13 protein-coding genes and 2 pseudogenes are annotated in these 15851 nt (G+C 69.7%); 8 read left to right on the top strand and 7 right to left on the bottom strand.

From position 1 onward, the window contains the following. Positions 1-320: 320 nt before the first annotated feature. From AB6L24_RS19595 to AB6L24_RS19580, 4 genes are all read left to right on the top strand, one after another. Positions 321-2228: a twitch domain-containing radical SAM protein gene (locus AB6L24_RS19595; protein WP_405656846.1), complete on the top strand. Its 1908-nt coding sequence runs from the start codon at positions 321-323 to the stop codon at positions 2226-2228. Between the two features lie 33 nt (positions 2229-2261). Further along, positions 2262-2834: a hypothetical protein gene (locus AB6L24_RS19590; protein WP_405656843.1), complete on the top strand. Its 573-nt coding sequence runs from the start codon at positions 2262-2264 to the stop codon at positions 2832-2834. Positions 2835-2876: 42 nt separating this feature from the next. Beyond that, the gene (locus AB6L24_RS19585) at positions 2877-3743 is read left to right on the top strand and encodes a hypothetical protein (RefSeq protein WP_405656842.1); all 867 of its coding nucleotides are present in this window, start codon (positions 2877-2879) and stop codon (positions 3741-3743) included. A gap of 70 nt (positions 3744-3813) precedes the next feature. Next, positions 3814-4728, top strand: a complete 915-nt coding sequence (locus AB6L24_RS19580) for a hypothetical protein (protein WP_405656840.1) — start codon at positions 3814-3816, stop codon at positions 4726-4728. A gap of 54 nt (positions 4729-4782) precedes the next feature. On the opposite strand, the gene AB6L24_RS19575 is transcribed toward AB6L24_RS19580, so the two are convergent. Next, entirely contained in the window at positions 4783-5445 is a 663-nt protein-coding gene (locus AB6L24_RS19575) for a response regulator (RefSeq protein ID WP_405656839.1), read from the bottom strand. Continuing rightward, positions 5420-6592: a sensor histidine kinase gene (locus AB6L24_RS19570; protein WP_405656836.1), complete on the bottom strand. Its 1173-nt coding sequence runs from the start codon at positions 6590-6592 to the stop codon at positions 5420-5422. Before AB6L24_RS19570 ends, AB6L24_RS19575 begins: the two co-directional genes overlap by 26 nt. Before the next feature lie 175 nt (positions 6593-6767). Here AB6L24_RS19570 and AB6L24_RS19565 point away from each other — a divergent pair, with 175 nt between their 5' ends. Further along, complete coding sequence (locus tag AB6L24_RS19565) at positions 6768-9029, top strand: MMPL family transporter (protein WP_405656834.1); 2262 nt, start codon at positions 6768-6770, stop codon at positions 9027-9029. A gap of 32 nt (positions 9030-9061) precedes the next feature. Here AB6L24_RS19565 and AB6L24_RS19560 read toward each other — a convergent pair whose 3' ends face one another. Beyond that, positions 9062-9184, bottom strand: a complete 123-nt coding sequence (locus AB6L24_RS19560; RefSeq protein ID WP_405656832.1) for a hypothetical protein — start codon at positions 9182-9184, stop codon at positions 9062-9064. A 101-nt stretch (positions 9185-9285) separates the two neighbouring features. Then, on the bottom strand, positions 9286-10899 hold the full coding sequence (locus tag AB6L24_RS19555) for a tannase/feruloyl esterase family alpha/beta hydrolase (protein ID WP_405656830.1): 1614 nt from the start codon (positions 10897-10899) through the stop codon (positions 9286-9288). A 547-nt stretch (positions 10900-11446) separates the two neighbouring features. On the opposite strand from AB6L24_RS19555, the gene AB6L24_RS19550 reads away from it, so the two are divergent. Both AB6L24_RS19550 and AB6L24_RS19545 read left to right on the top strand, forming a co-directional pair. After that, positions 11447-13084: an ABC-F family ATP-binding cassette domain-containing protein gene (locus tag AB6L24_RS19550; protein ID WP_405656828.1), complete on the top strand. Its 1638-nt coding sequence runs from the start codon at positions 11447-11449 to the stop codon at positions 13082-13084. A 294-nt stretch (positions 13085-13378) separates the two neighbouring features. Then, the gene (locus tag AB6L24_RS19545; protein WP_405656825.1) at positions 13379-13927 is read left to right on the top strand and encodes a hypothetical protein; all 549 of its coding nucleotides are present in this window, start codon (positions 13379-13381) and stop codon (positions 13925-13927) included. Between the two features lie 56 nt (positions 13928-13983). Here AB6L24_RS19545 and AB6L24_RS19540 read toward each other — a convergent pair. Then, positions 13984-14097 (bottom strand): annotated as a pseudogene (locus tag AB6L24_RS19540) (aldehyde dehydrogenase family protein); the annotation flags it as partial. On the opposite strand from AB6L24_RS19540, the pseudogene AB6L24_RS19535 reads away from it, so the two are divergent. Next, positions 14097-14334, top strand: a pseudogene (locus AB6L24_RS19535) (TetR family transcriptional regulator); the annotation flags it as partial. The pseudogenes AB6L24_RS19540 and AB6L24_RS19535 overlap by 1 nt on opposite strands. A 172-nt stretch (positions 14335-14506) precedes the next feature. Here AB6L24_RS19535 and AB6L24_RS19530 read toward each other — a convergent pair. Both AB6L24_RS19530 and AB6L24_RS19525 read right to left on the bottom strand, forming a co-directional pair. Next, a complete protein-coding gene (locus tag AB6L24_RS19530) occupies positions 14507-15055 on the bottom strand; it encodes a CGNR zinc finger domain-containing protein (RefSeq protein ID WP_405656823.1) in 549 nt (182 codons plus the stop codon). Positions 15056-15160: 105 nt separating this feature from the next. Then, positions 15161-15622: a cupin domain-containing protein gene (locus AB6L24_RS19525; RefSeq protein ID WP_405656820.1), complete on the bottom strand. Its 462-nt coding sequence runs from the start codon at positions 15620-15622 to the stop codon at positions 15161-15163. Positions 15623-15851 lie beyond the last annotated feature (229 nt).

Here is a 15851-nt window from a genome sequence, read left to right as displayed (position 1 = left end):
GGAGATCCGGTGTCGTGGAGTTCTGGTCGTGGTGTTCTGGTCGCCGACCGGGGCTGAAATGAGTCATTCCGAACGGGAAAGTTGTGCACTCAAGACCCGCGAGTGAGACACGGGAGCAGTCATCTCCGTGGCGCGGCAGACGAGTTGGGGTGTGAGAATTATTCGCCCTTGTGGCGCGCGATATGGCTGGTCTTCATCTGCGTTCACTTATTCCCATGGCGGACTCTCAGATCCCTCCGGGAGAATGCGGTTCGACGAGGCTGGTTCGGTTCCCCCGGCCGACCGCTGACGTTTTCATCTGCTACCCGCCGGGAGCCGTGATGAGTCAGAAGCCCGAGACCAGGACTCCCCTCTGCATCGCCCCCTTCGTCTCGCTGGCCATCTGGGCCGACGGCGAATCGATCATCTGCTGTGAGGACAAAGGGCCGCAGGCCGGTCGCCTGGGCCTGGTCGACGACGTGTCCGGTCTGGTCAACAGCGAGAAGATGCGTCTCGCGCGCCGGCAGTTCCTGCGCGGCGAGGTGCCCGCGGGCTGCCGGGCATGCCTCGACGAGGCAACGCGTCAGCCGACCGTGCACAACTACTACCAGCAGAAATTCGACTGGCGGGATGTCGCGGAGGCCTACGACGAGACGACCGGTGACGTCAGCCGGACGCAGTATCTGTTGATCGCCCTCAGCAACCTGTGCACGTACAGCTGCCGGATGTGCTTCGACAAGCTCAGCACGCGGCTGAGTTCGGACCGTCATCGCATGCTGGGTGTGGAGCCGGTCGGGTACCGGCGCAATGACATCGACAAGGTCATCAGCTTCATCCGGGCGAACCCGATCCGTATCGTCACGTTCCACGGCGGCAACCCCATCAACGAGCCCCGTTTCCTGGACGTGCTCAACGAGCTGTCGAGCGAGGTGTCCGTGGAGATCATCTCGAACGGCTCCACGCTGACTTCAGGAAAGGTCGACATCCGTCCGCACCTGTCACGATTCCAGCACGTTCATTTCAACATCAGCCTGGACGGGACGCGTCGGACCACCGAATACGTGCGCATGCACAGCGACTTCGACGCGGTGTTCCGTCACTTCAGCGAAGTGACGTCACTGCCCAACACGACCGTCAACCTGCACAACACGATCACCAACCTCAACCTGTTCGATCTGCCCGCGTACTACGCGATGGTCCTGTCGGGGAAGTTCGCCGACGCCGACTCGATTTCCAGCTACATCGCCACGGAACCGGCCGTCCACCGGATCTCGACGCTCCCGCCCGAGCTCCGACAGTTGGCGCGCGAGCGCATCGAGGACTTTCTGCTCGCTCTCGGCGACGCGGGCGGGACGGCGCCGTCGGACGCGTTCGACTACAAGGCGAACAACGCGCGGGCGTACGCGCGCAACGTCCTGCACCGGATCGACTCGGTTCCCTACTCGCCGCTTCTCTTCGCCGAGTTCCTGGATCTGACGCGCAGAACCGACGCGTTCTACGGTGTCGATCCGCTCCCGGAGTACAGCGAATACCTCACGCCCGGCGCGCCCGGCGAGTCCCGCGCGTCCGGCCCGTCGGGCCCACCCCGGGCGAGCTCCTCCCCCTCATCCGCTTCCCAGCCTGTCGCTCCCGATGCGGTGGCGGCGAAGGGAGTCGTCGTGTCGCATCCCGCCCCCGAGCCCGCCGAAGGCACCCATGCCCTCGCGGGCCCCTGCCCCTACGTCGGCCAGCGCTTCTTCCGGGTGTCCGAGTGCATCTACGCCTGGAACGCCGCGTACTTCCAGAACTGCACCGCCGTCACGGTACGCATCCAGCTCAACCCCGACGCGGGGATCACCCCCGCCACGATGGCGACGCTGCGCACGACGTGGGAGACCGGCATCGAGAACAAGTGGAGCAATCGCTTCGTCTGCGCCGGGCCCTACGGCACCTCCACCATCACCGTCGACGTGCAGTGGGTGACCTCAAGCCCCCACCACGTCGTCCGGGTACGCCAAGGCCCCGCCCAGAGCAACATGACGACGTGGGACACGTCCGACACCGGTGACGTCGCCGCGCACGAGTTCGGGCACATGCTCGGCAATCCGGACGAGTACACCGACGCGAACTGCCCGAGCCGCAACCCCGTCAACACGGGAACGGTCATGGACAACAACACCGGGCCGGCGCTGCAGCGCCACGTCAACCGGATCTGTGTCTCGGCGCCGCTCGCGGCCGAGGTCTTCTCGATCGGCCTGGATCTCATCTAGGCCCGACCGCTTCACGACGAGGACGAGGACGACATGAGGGTAACCATCGAATCCTTCACACGGCCCGACGTCGAGCGCATGAGGGCCGCGGTCGCACGGCTCGCCGACGGGCCGACGGGCGATCAGGAGGGCGCTCCCGCTGACGACGTGACGTTCGACCTGTACATCTTCGGGGGCTGTCCGGGGCAGCGGGTCGAATTCCGGGCCTCGGTCCCTTCCGGGGGCGAGGCCGAGGTGACTCAGGTGGACGAGCTGCGGGACGTCGACGAACGGTTCTCGGACGCTGTCCGCGCCGAGGACCTTTCGGCCCTGGCACGGCACTTGGACGTCGCGTCCCTGATGGAGCTCCCGTCGAACGCGGACGAGGGGTACGTGCCGGACTCGCTCGTCGGCTCGGTCGCCATCACGTCGGCGAACGCCCGGATCACGTTGTGGTTCCCCGTCGAGGACGAGGATCCCCCGGAGGGCGACGAGGTGGTGATGAGGATCGACCGGGGGCAGGTCCCGTTCGTGCTGCGCGCCTCGATGACACCTCCGAGCGTCCGCCCGGCCCTCGCCCAGTTGGCGCAGGTCGTGAACCGGCTCACCGGCCGAGCGCAGCTCTGACGCCGGATGAAGGCCATCCACGTCAACTCCACTTTGCCGTCCGTGCCGTACCTGGGGCGGCTGAAGGGCCCCGACGGCTACGGGGTGGAGGACTTCGAGCTCCTCACGACCGTCCTGTCGGCGGCCGCCTGGCGCCGCTTCAACGGCCCGATCACGCTGTACACCGACCGCGTCGGGGAGGCGTACTACCGGCGTCTGGGGATGGCGGAGCTGTGGGACGGCGGGATCGACACGGACGTACTGGAGTCGCTGCCCGCCGCCATCAACCACGACGTGTTCTGGACGGCCGGACGCGTCGCGGCCCTCCGGGCGGAGACGGCGCCCTTCGTCTCGCTGGACACCGACCTCGTCGTCTGGGAAGCCATCGACACCCTGATCACCTCGGACTTCATGGCCCTGCACCAGGAGCCCCTGCACCACGGCGTGTACCGCCCCCGGTGCGAGCTGAGCACACCCACCGGGTACGTATGGGAGGAGTGGAACTGGGAGGCGTCCCCGTGCAACGCCTCGCTGACGTACTACGCGACCGACCGGCTCACCGAGACGTTCCACGCCAAGGCGATGGAGTTCATCCTGGACAACCCGATCCGGCACGAGGCCGAGCGCCGGCTGCCGGTGCACGACGTGTTCGTGGCCCAGCGGCTGCTGCCGATGTGCGCGCTGAGGCTGGGGGTGCGGCCGGCGTACTTCCTCGACTGGCCGAGGCCCGAGCTCAACAGCGAGACGATGGCCGACGGCGCGAGGAACCGACTGGTCACCCACGTCTGGGCCTACAAGGACGCGCTCAAGAGCGACGCGGACTGCCGGGAGTCCTTCTGTCGGCGGTGCGTGGCACGGATCCGCCGCGACTACCCCGAACTCGTGGGAATGCTGCGCCATATGCCCAGCGTCCGGCGGTATCTGTCGTGAGGGGTGCGTCGGCGGCGGGCCACGGCGGTCCGCGGGGGCGTGGGCCGGAGTGCCGTGGCAGGGGGCGGCCGTGAAGGGGATCCACGTCGTGTCCACCCGGCCGACCACGAACTACTACGTCTCACGGGCCGAAGGCGCCCCCTACCGGCAGGAGGACTTCGAAGTCCTCACGACCGTCCTGTCCGCCCTGGAGTGGCGTCGGCACAACGGAGTGATCCGCCTCTACACGGATCCCCCGGGCCAGGAGTTCTACGACCGCCTCGGACTCCTCGAACTCTGGGACGGCGGGGTCGATGCCCGACTCCTGGAATCGGCGTCCCGGACGATCAACGGCCGCGTCTTCTGGTCCTTCGGCAAGACCGTCGCCCTGCGGCAGGAGGCGGCGCCGTGCTGCGTCCTGGACATCGATCTCATCGTCTGGGACGACATCCGGCGGCTCGTCACCGCGGAAGTGATGAGCCTGCACGAGGAGTCCCTCGCCTTTCCTGCCTACGTCGGCCCGGACCGCCTCGTCGCGCCACCCGGATTCGACTGGAGCGGCCTCGACTGGTCGGTCACGCCGTGCAGCGCCGCGCTGGTCGTCTTCACCAAGGACACGTTCAAGGACGCATACGCCGACCGGGCGCTGTCGTTCATGGCGGGCAACCCGATCCGGTCGGAGCCCGACCCGTCGGTGCCCGCCCACCCCATCTTCGCGGAGCAGCGGCTGCTGCCGATGTGCGCACGGGCGAGCGGCGTGCGCATCGGAGCGTTCCTGCGTGACTACACGGGGGCCGAGCTGTGGTCCGGGCGGAAGAACAGGACCTTCACCCACCTGTGGAACGCGAAGTCCGTGCTGCACAACGACCCGGGGAAGAGGCGGGAGCTCTGCGCGCGGTACGCGCAGAGGGTGCGGCGGGACTACCCGGGGGTCGCGAAGGTGCTCGCGGGGTCTGAGCTGTTGCGGGAGCACTTCTGTACGGGTGACGGGCTGCCGCACGATTAGCTCCGGGGACGTGGGCCCGGGCGGGGACTCAGGGGACATGGCCCGGCACCCGGCTCAGGTTCCGGGGAGGATGCGGCGTGTTTCGTAGGCCCACATCGCGATCTCTACCCGGTTACGGGCGCCGAGTTTGGCCATCAGGCTGGCCAGATGCGTCTTCACCGTGCTGAGGCTGATGTGCAGTGCGTCGGCGATCTCGGTGTTGGTCAGCCCGCGGGCGACGGCGAGGAGCACCTGTTCCTCGCGGGCGGTGACGGGGGAGACCGGCTGGGCGATAGGCCGGCCGGCGGGCAGGTCCGCGAAGGCCTGGAGCAGACGGACGGTGACGCTCGGCGCGATGAGCGCCTCACCGTCGGACGCCGACCGCACGGCCTGCGCCAGAAGGTCCGGTCCCGTGTCCTTGAGGAGGAATCCGCGGGCCCCGGCACGCAGCGCGCCGTAGACGTACTCGTCGAGGTCGAACGTGGTGATGACGACCACGGCCAGCGGGTCGGCGACGCCCGGTCCTGCGACAAGGCGGGTGGCCTCGAGCCCGTCGAGTACGGGCATGCGGATGTCGAACAGGCAGACGTCGGGGCGCAGTTCGCGGGCCAGACGTGCCGCTTCCTGTCCGTCGGCGGCCTCGCCGACCACCTCGATGCCGGGCTGGGCGTTCAGCATGATCCGCAACCCGGTGCGGATGATGGTCTGGTCGTCAGCGACGAGGACGCGAATGGACACCGTTCTCGCTCCTCGCTCTCGGCAGTTCGGCTTCGACATGCCAGCCCTGGTCGGTACCCGGGCCGACTCGTAGTGTGCCGCCGAGCAGGGTCGCGCGCTCGCGCAGTCCGGTAAGTCCGAATCCGTCGCGACCCCGGCCGGTGCGCCGGCCGTTGTCGCGCACGCTCACCCGTACCTTGTGCCGTTCCGCGGCGACCCGGACGACGAGCTCGGTCGCGTCGACCGCATGGCGCAGCGCGTTGGTCACCGACTCCTGCACGATCCGGTAGACGGCCGCGTCCACGGCCGGGGGCAGCGCGTCCAGTTCGCCGTCGAGCCCCAGGTCGACCCTGAGGCGACCACCCGGGGTGCGCACCAGGCGCTCCAGATCGGCGACTCCGGCAGGGGGCGCCAGCTCGGCGCCGACCCCGCGGTCGCGCAGCGCGGCGACCATGGCGCGCATTTCCTCCAGCGTGCGCGCCCCTTCCTCCTCGACCTCTGCCAGCGCCTCCACGGCGGCGGACGTGTCGGTGCCCGCGAGCACCCGGCCCGCCTGGGCGATGATCACCATGGCCGACACGTGGTGGGCCACCGTGTCGTGCAGTTCCCGGGCGAGTTGCTCGCGCTCGCGGGAGCGCAACTGCTCCAACTGCCGCTCGCGAGCGCTCCCCCAGAACCGAACGGCAGCCCCGACCACGCCGGGCAGCAGCAGGAAGACGAAGCCCACGACGTTCTCGCCGACCGGGATCTCGTCCGTGACGGAACACAGCGCGCCGACCGCGAGGATCACCGCGCCGCCCAACACGATCTCGCGTCCCGATCCCCACCGGGGCAGCGAGTACACCAGCACGAGCACGACCGCGCCGGTGTACAGGCCGACGGGCTCGCGCGATGCGGCGACCAGCGAGGCCACCTGAAGCAGGAGCACCGAGCCGAACGCCAGCGTCACCATCGCCAACGGGCGGGTCCGGCGCCACAGGGGCAGCAGGCACAGCCCTGCGGCGAACACCACCGCCACCGGCCGCCACACGACGTTCTCGCGCAGGGTGGCCTCCAGCGTCGCACCGGCAAGGCCCGCGGCGAGCAGCGCCCAGTCCCGCCGCACCCGGGCGGGCGCGTCGGGCGGCCTGGGTTCGGTCCACAGGGTTCGCAGGTCGTCTCGGAGCACGGTTCTCAGCCTAGGGACCGCGGCGCGGCGCGCATCGGCCGAAAGGACGGGTCGTCGCTCCGCCCCGGGGCCGACGGATCCGCGGCCCGCGGGCCGATGCCGCGGAGCGCCACGGCGACGAGCCTCGGCATCGGCGGCCGTACAAGGACGGCCGACGAGGCGGTTGGAGGACCCGATGCTCTCGAAAGCCCTGTTGCGCCTGGGCGCTGGCGCCGCCCGCCGTCCCTGGCGGGTGATCGCGGCATGGCTGATCGCCGCCACGCTCGCCGTCCTCGCCGCCGTCGCCTTCGGCGGGCGGACCGCGGACTCGATGACCGCTCCGGGACTGGACTCCGGGCGGGCCGCGGAACTGATCGAGCGGGCGGGCACCGGCCAGGAGGGGATGACGGCCCAAGTGGTCGTCACCCCCCTCGACGACGGTGCGACGTTCTTCGACGACGACAGTGCGCGCACCGCTCTCACGCGGCTGCGGGCCGAGGTGAAGCGGCTGCCGCACGTGCTCGGCACGAGCGACCCGGCGGGGGCACTCGGCGCTCGCGGGGACACCGCCGTGCGCGGCGGCCTCGTCTCGGCCGACGGGCGGATCGCGGTCGTCCGGGTGCAGTACCCCGACCAGAGCCGGCTGTCGGCCGAGGACCTCGACGCCCTCGTCGATCTCGGCGACCGGCTGCGCGCCGAACTGCCCCTGCGCATCGAGATGGGCGGGAGCCTCTTCTACGCCTTCTCCGACCCCGACGGCGGCGTGAGCGAGTTGATCGGCCTCCTCGCCGCGGCCGCGATCCTGTTCCTGGCGTTCGGTTCGCTCGTCGCCGCCGCACTGCCGATCGGCATGGCGGTCTTCGGGCTGACCGTCGGGGTCGCCACGATGACGGTACTGGCGGGGGTCACGGACGTCCCCACCTTCGCACCGGTCCTGGGCAGCATGGTCGGGCTCGGAGTGGGCATCGACTACGCGCTGTTCGTGCTCGCCAGGCACCGGGAGTACCTCGCGCGCGGGCTCGATCCGCACGAGGCGGCCGGACGAGCCGTGGCCACGGCGGGGCGGCCGGTGGTCTTCGCCGGCGGCACCGTCGTCGTGTCGATCCTCGGCATGGCGGTCGCGAACGTGCCGTTCATGACGGTGGGCGGGCTCGCCGTCTCGATCGTCGTCCTGACCATGGTGCTCGCGTCGGTGACGCTGCTGCCGGCCTTCCTCGGCGCCGCCGGCCCACGCCTGGCCCGGGCCGGCCGGATCGGCCGGGCTCTGCGGACCAGGAAGCCGGGCCGACTCACGCGGCGGCGGGCCACTGCGGCAGGCGCCGCCCCCGCCGCCGGGTGGCGTCGCTGGATCGGGCACGTCAGCCGGCACCCGGTGCCGTACGCGGTCGGCGCGGCGGGGCTGCTGCTGACCGCGACGCTGCCCGTGCTCGGCCTGCGCGTCGGCCTGCCCGACGACGGCTCACAGCCCCACAGCCGTACCGAGCGCCGCGCCTACGACCTCGTCGCCGAGGGGTTCGGCCCGGGCACCAACGGTCCCCTCGTCGTCGCCGCGGACCCCGCCGATGATCCGGGAGTGGTGGACCGTCTCGTCGCGACGGTCGCGGCGGATCCGGGCATCGCGTCCGTCGCGCCTGCGCGCGTCGACCGGGCCACCGGCGTCGCGACCCTCGTGGTGTTCCCGACCACCAGCCCTCAGGACAAGGCCACGGCCGACACCATCGCCCGGCTGCGCACCGACGTGCTGCCCTCGGCGATCGGGCACGGCCCGGCCAGGGCCCACGTCGGCGGCGCCGCCGCGAGCCTGTCCGACGTGGGCCAACGCACCAGCCAACGCCTGCCGCTGTTCGTCGCCGCCGTGCTCGCGATGTCGTTCCTCCTGCTGATGCTGGTCTTCCGCTCGGTCGTCGTACCTCTCAAGGCGGTGCTGCTGAATCTGCTGAGCATCGGCGCGGCCTACGGCATCATGGTCGCGGTCTTCCAGTGGGGCTGGGGAAGCGCACTCATCGGGCTGGAAGCGACGGTTCCGATCGTGTCGTTCATCCCGATGTTCCTCTTCGCCATCCTGTTCGGCCTGTCGATGGACTACGAGGTGTTCCTCCTCTCCCGCGTACGTGAGGAGTACGTGCGCACCGGCGACAACGGCACGGCGATCGTGGAGGGCGTCGCGGGCACCGCCCGGATCATCACGTCGGCCGCCCTCATCATGGTGGCGGTCTTCCTGTCCTTCGCCGTCGCCGACGACCCCTCCACCAAGATGTTCGGGCTCGGTCTGGCCACCGCGATCCTCATCGACGCGACGGTCGTCCGCATGGTGCTGGTACCGGCGACCATGACCCTCCTCGGCCGGGCCAACTGGTGGCTGCCGGGGTGGCTGGACCGACTGCTTCCCCGCGGCCCGGTCGGCGCCGATGCGGAATCCAGGGGTGAGGCGCCGTGTCCACGGCTGGTTGACCGTTGACTCCGTGGTGCTCGCCCTCGGTGTCCGGCGCCTCAGCCCCGCCATGCTGTGAGCAGGAGGGCTGGAACCCAGGCGCCGAACACATGGAAGGCCGCCGCCTCGCCACCGGCGCCGGCGGCGAGGCCGACCGCGACGGCGGCCGGCGTGCTCAGCACCCCGTTGAACGCGGGGACCCGGTGCCCGGTCCGGTCGGGGACGCGGTACGGGCGCTCACGTCCGTTCGGCCTTTCTCGGATCGGGAGGTGTCGTCGGCCGGTCAGCTCCGGGAGGGGACGCAGCGGAACGACGTGGGGAGGGACGGGTCGCCGGAGCCCTTGTACCGGGACACCTGGGGGTAGGCGCAGAGGTCGCGCTCGACCCGCTCGCCGGAGGCGTTGGTGAGCGTGGCGGGCAGGGCCCTCGGCGCCTTGCCCTGCTCGACCCAGGCGGCCAGTGCGGCGAGGCCGTCGGCCGAGCCGTCCTGGCCGTTGAGGCCGCAGTGGCTGGTGCCGGGGGCGAGGAAGAGACGGTAGAAGTCGTCGACCCGCTGGGTGCCGCCCATCTTCCGCTCGACCTGCTTGCGGTACCGCACGGTGCCCTGGGTGGGGATGTACTCGTCGTCAAGACCGTGCCAGGTCAGCAGCTTGCCGCCGGACTTGCGGAAGCCCGACAGGTCCAGGTCGTCGGTGCCGATGACGTGGTCGTACTCGGCCTGGGACTGCTCGAACAGCTTCGTGAACTCGCTGTACGTGATCTTCGTGAGGTCGAAGGACGGGTCCTTCTTCAGGAAGAGCTTGACCCACAGCGCGGGCACCTGGAAGGGCTCGCCCTTGACGGTGCCGTCGATGCCGGTGACGGAACGCGCCAGGCCCTTCAGATCGGCGCCGACCGGGACGCCGGACCACAGCTTCCGGCCCGAGGTTGTGCGCGGGCCGTCCCAGATCTTGCGGACCACGGCCGCGTCCGCCGCCGTGACGGTGAGCTCCTTGCCGGCGCACACCACCTTGCTGCCGATCAGGCGGCGCGGGTCGAAGTCGCAGCGGGAGGGGTCGCCGACGAGGCCGTCCCGGACGCCGTCGAGCTTGTCACAGGCCTTGACGGCCGCGCCGGTGAATGCGTCCAGCTCGCAGTCGGTCGGGTAGGTCTTCTCGTTGTTCAGGACCACCTGTGGCCACAAGGTGGCGACCTCGAACTCGTCCCAGTTGACGGCGGGCGCGTCCGCGAGGATGCCGTCGTAGTCGTCGGGGTGGGCCTGGGCCTCCATGTAGCCCTGGCGTCCGCCGGTGGAGCAGCCGGTGAAGTAGGAATAGGCGGCGCGCTTGCCGTAGACGCGGTCCACGACCGCCTTGCCGACAACCGCGGCCTCGTGCTGCGAGCGGGACGCGAAGTTCTTCAGCGGCGTGCCGGCGACCTTCCCCTTGCCGTCGAGGACCCAGCCGGTGTCCAGGACGTCGCCGACACCGGCGTCCGTGGTCGTCACCGCGTAGCCGTTCTTCACCGCCGTGCCGAGGCCGACACCGTTGTCCCCGGCGCTGTAGGCGCTGCCTCCGATCGCCTGGAAACGGCCGTTCCACTTCGCCAGGGGCAGCCAGGTCTGCACCTTGGCGTGGTCGCCCTCTCCCGGGTGGGTGAGGGTGACCGTCACCTGGCAGAAGGCCGGGACTCCTGAGACCTCGCCGCCGAGCAGTCCGGTGCCGTGGATGGTGCCGCCTGCCCGGCGGACCGCTGTCACGGACTCGGCCTTCGTGCCGGCCGGAGCCCGCACGGACGGCGCCGCACAGGCGGCAGGGGTGGCGGTGTCCCTCGTCTCGTCCGCCGAGGCGGTCGGCAGGTACACCGCCGCGGCGACCAGCGGCACACCGGCCGCGAGTGCCGTCAGAGCCTTCTTCATTGCTTTCCCATCCAAGAGGTAGGTGTGCGTCTGGTTACGACGACACATGTGTCACGTCGTACGGGACTACTGGGAGGCGGGCGGCAGGGCGCCGACCCGCTATCACTCTGGCCGCGAGTTGGCCGCGGGACATCAGTCAGTTGACGGTCCCACACGCGAGGTAGCCGTCGTCACCCTCCTAAGCGGTTACGAGCGTGGCACGGGCCTCCTGTGGGTGTCAACGGAGGCATCGCAGGAGATCCGCGGCGAACACACAGCCGACTTGGATCGACACACGCGCATATGAGGTTGGGCCGGTCCCGGTACGTCGGGCGAGCCCGGATCCATGGCCCACGCAGCTGTTACTCTGTGCGGCACATCGACTGTCTATCGAGGAGTCGCAGACGTGGCGGGTGACGACGACATCTCGGGGTGAGCCCCGTTCCGACGACCACCGGCAGGCGCTCAGGAGCGCCGCTGACGTGGTCCGTCTCGTCGCACCCCTTTTCACACGTCTGCCCAGGGCAGAGGTCTGTTCCCTGCCCTCACACCCCTCGAGGTCACCTCCATGTCCCACACCGCCGCCGTCGTCTGCTCGAACGTCTCCTTCGCCTGGCCCGACGACACCCCGGTCTTCCACGACCTGTCCTTCACCGTGCCCACCGGCCGCACGGGGCTCGTCGCACCCAACGGAGCCGGTAAGAGCACCCTCCTCAAGTTGATCGCGGGCGAACTCAAGCCCGCCACCGGCTCGTTCACCGTCAGCGGCACCCTCGGCCATCTGCCGCAGAGCCTCCCCCTGACCGGAGGCCTCACGGTCGCCGAGGTGCTCGGCGTCGACGCGGTGATCCGCGCCATCGACGCCGTGGAGACCGGCGACGTCGCCGAGGAGCACTTCGCCACGATCGGCGACGACTGGGACATCGAGGAGCGCTCCCGCGGCCACCTCGACCGACTGGGCCTCGCCGGCCTCGCCCTGGATCGCAGGCTCAGCACCCTCAGCGGCGGCCAGGCCGTCTCCCTCGGCCTCGCCGCCCAGTTGCTCAAGCGCCCCGACGTGCTGCTGCTCGACGAGCCCACGAACAACCTCGACCTCGAAGCCCGGCACAAGCTCTACGACGTGCTCTCCGACTTCTCCGGCTGCCTGCTACTGGTCAGCCACGACCGCGAGCTGCTCGACCGGATGGAACGCATCGCCGAACTCGGCAGCGACGAACTGCGCCTGTACGGGGGCGACTTCACCGCGTACGAGGAAGCCGTGCGCGCCGAGCAGGAGGTCGCCGAGAAGAACGTCCGCAACGCCGAGCAGGACCTCAAGCGCGAGAAGCGGGAGTTGCAGCAGGCCCGCGAACGCGCCGAACGCCGCGCGAGCAACGCCGCCAAGAACCTCAAGAACGCCGGTCTGCCCAAGATCTTCGCCGGCAACATGAAGCGCGGCGCCCAGGAGGCAGCCGGGAAGTCCGGCACGACGCACGCCTCCCGGGTCAGCGAGGCCAAGGCCCGCCTCGACGAAGCCGGACGCGCCCTGCGCGACGAGCAGCGCCTCACCCTGGAGCTGCCCGACACCCGGGTGCCCGCGGGACGCAACCTGTTCCTCGGCCACGGCGCCCAGGTCCGTCTCGGGGGCATCGACGTGTTCGCTCCGGGCGGCGTCGACCTGACCGTACGAGGCCCCGAGCGGATCGCGCTGACCGGGCCCAACGGCGCCGGGAAGACCACCCTCATGCGTCTGATCACCGGTGAACTCACGCCGGACAGCGGGGACATCAAGCGCAACGACGGCCGTATCGCCTACCTCTCGCAGCGTCTGGACCTGCTGGACCTGGACTGCACCGTCGCGGAGAACTTCGCCGCGTTCGCACCCGAGCGGCCCGCGGCGGAGCGGATGAACCTGCTCGCCCGCTTCCTCTTCCGGGGCGCCCGGGCACACCTGCCGGTCCGGGTGCTCTCCGGTGGAGAGCGCCTGCGCGCCACGCTGGCCTGCGTCCTGTGCGCCGAGCCCGCCCCGCACCTACTGCTCCTGGACGAGCCCACCAACAACCTCGATCTGGTCAGCGCGGGCCAGCTGGAGAGCGCGCTCAACTCCTACCAGGGCGCCTTCATGGTGGTCAGCCACGACGAACGGTTCCTCGCCGAGATCGGCGTGAACCGCTGGCTGCGGCTTGCCGACGGGCAGCTCCAGGAGACGGGGGCCCCGACGGTGTGAACCGTCGACTCGTGCGACGGTCCGCGCCCGGCTCCGTGCCCGGCGCGGACCGTCGCACCCATCACGACTACCGGGCCCCCGCATCCGGCCATGTCGGAACGACATGTCTGTGTGAACACTGAAGGCATGTGTCTACTCGCCCGGGCCCGCCCGGCCTGGGTACGCGAGCACATCAGCCCTTATCGTGAAGAGCGAACATGCCGGACGCATCGTCGGGCGTCGACACTTATCTGCACGGCCCCCTCGGCATGGGTACCATGCGCAACGTCATTCATATCGAGGGAGTGAACGGTTGTGACCAGCCAGTCGGCCGCCGCGCTCCGGTCGCGATACGTGGCACAAGCCGTATCGGACCTGGAGGAGAACCGCCGCCTGCAGCAGGAGCTGCAGGAGAGGATCTCGATGTTGAAACAGGAGGAGGCCCTCCTGGGAGACATCATCAGCCTCGCCGAGCGCCACAAGGGCTTCATGGATGCGTCCCGACTGCCCGAGCAGCCGCAGGACGAGCGTGTCGCGGCGAAGCCGAAGCAGGCTGCGGCCGGGGCGACTTCGCCACACGCGGCACGCGCGAAGACCTCGTCGTCGGATACCTCGGCGAAGTCCGGCACGAAGGGGAAGCCGCGTCAGCCCTTGCTCGGTGACCTGCTCACGAAGCTGCTCGCCAAGTACGACGAGCCGCGCCTGGCGAAGGAGCTCCGGGACGAGCTCCTGAAGAAACACCCCGACCGCAATCCCACACCGCAGGTGGTGCGGAACACCCTTGAGTCACTTGTCGCCAAGGGACGCATCCAGCGGCACAAGCAGCAGCGGTCCGTCATGTACACCCTGGTGAAGCAGGGTTGAGCACGGGCCGTGCCCGAACAGCACCGTGATCGCAGTCCAGCTCCTTCGTCACTGGTTCACACGGTGATGGTCTTGTACTCGGCGTACGTGCCGAGGCCGACCTCACCGTACTCACGGCCGATGCCGCTGGCCTTGAATCCGCCGAACGGGCCGTCGAAGGCGACGGAGGCGCTACGTCAAGAACATCATCACCGTCAACCGCATGTGGCCCGCCGCAGGAAGTCGACGCCTTCCTGGAACGCGCCACCGCCGAGGGCCTCTTCCACCAGGACCAGCCGCAAGGCTGGGCGGCAGCCCTCCTCCCCCAGCTGATGCACCTCGTGTCCCGGCAACAGCCCGGGCTGAGCCCCGCGCAGGCAGCGGACATCGTCGTCGACACCCTGCTGAACGGTCTCGGCTCGTCCTGACACGCCGGCCACCGCGGCGATCACCGACAGCTCGGTGCGCAGGCCGGCGAAGTCCGACGGTCAAGTTACTTATGTACGACCATCCCGCGGGGACGAAAGCGGGCCGGGCGAAGTGCGGCGCCGCAGGGCGCCCCGGTCAGCGGATCCGGATCCGGGGTGCCCTCCGGGCCGGTCAGCCCTGGCTGACGTGCTGGCGAGCCCGGTAAGCGGCGGCCTTGACCCGGTTGCCACAGGTCTTCATGGCGCACCACTCCCGGCGGCGGCCACGCGAGCGGTCGAGGTAGACCTGGGTGCACTCAGGGCGGGCGCACTCGCGCAGCAGGGCCCCGTCGTCGCCGCCGAGGATCACGATCATCTCGCGGGCCAGTGCCGCGAGCCCTTGCGAAACCGAGCCGGTACGCGTCATGCCGTGCGGACCGAGCCGCAGCGTCACCGGCAGGCCCGACGCCTGGAGGTTCAGCTCGGCGACCGCTTCGGTGGGCATCGGCTTGCCGTCCAGGCAGGCGGCGACCAGGTCGTAGATGGATTCGCGCAGGTCGACAGCGATGGCGAGGTCCACCTCGCTCGCGCACGGCGCGAGGTCGAGCATCCCGGACTCGACGAACCAGTCGTCGAGCAGCTCGGGGGTGGCGAGCTTCTCCATCGGCTCGCCGTTGCGCCGCGCACGCAGCGTGCCGACGAAGTCGAGAGGGAGCGTCCCGCAGGGAAAAGCGTGGTTCACGTAACCATACTGGCCAGTGATGGGCGAGAACACAACCCGTCACGCGCGTCGACGCCACGCACTCCCCTGCCGTCGCCGCGCAGCGCTCCGTCCCGACGCCCTCGATCAGTACATGGTCACCAGGGGCTTGGTCTCGTCGACGACGTACGTGGAGAGCATCATCGTGGTCACCTTGCCGACGTTGACGGCGTTGTGGATCGCGCCGGAGGGGATGAAGAACGGGTCGCCGGTGCACAGTCGCAGCGCGGGCCTGTCGTCGAACTTCATCAGGACCTCCCCACGGATGATGTAGCCGACCTCCACTCCGGGGTGGCTGTGTCGCCCGGACTCCCTGTGCCGGGGAATCTCGACGAGCGTCTGCACCGCCTCCCAGCCCTTGGCCGGAGACGGGTGCTCCTGAAGCAGCGTCCGGGTCACACCTTCGGTCGGGTCCGAGCCGACCTGACGCGGGACGTGGGTCAGGTCGCCCGTCTCGGCGGCGCGTGCGGACGGCGAGAGCGCGGCGGCAGCGAGTGCGCCGGTGGCCGCGGCACCGCTGGTACGGAGGAGAGAGCGTCGGTTGATCATCACAGATTCCTCGCTGAAGACGGTACGAGCCGAACTGAGACGAACACGTGTTTTCTCACCGGTTTCAATGTACTTCACCGAGTGCGCGCCTCCGACTGCATAGTAACCATCCCAACTGGTGACTATGCAGTACGTCAATCATAGGCGCTTGAACACTAACCCCTTAGAAGAGTTACCCACGGCATGCTTGCGGCAGCACTCTCGGCGTCCACATCACGGAACTTCACCA

This window comes from Streptomyces sp. RK9, from assembly GCF_045070545.1.
GTDB lineage: Bacteria > Actinomycetota > Actinomycetes > Streptomycetales > Streptomycetaceae > Streptomyces > Streptomyces alboflavus.
This window is presented reverse-complemented; position numbering and strand designations above follow the sequence as displayed.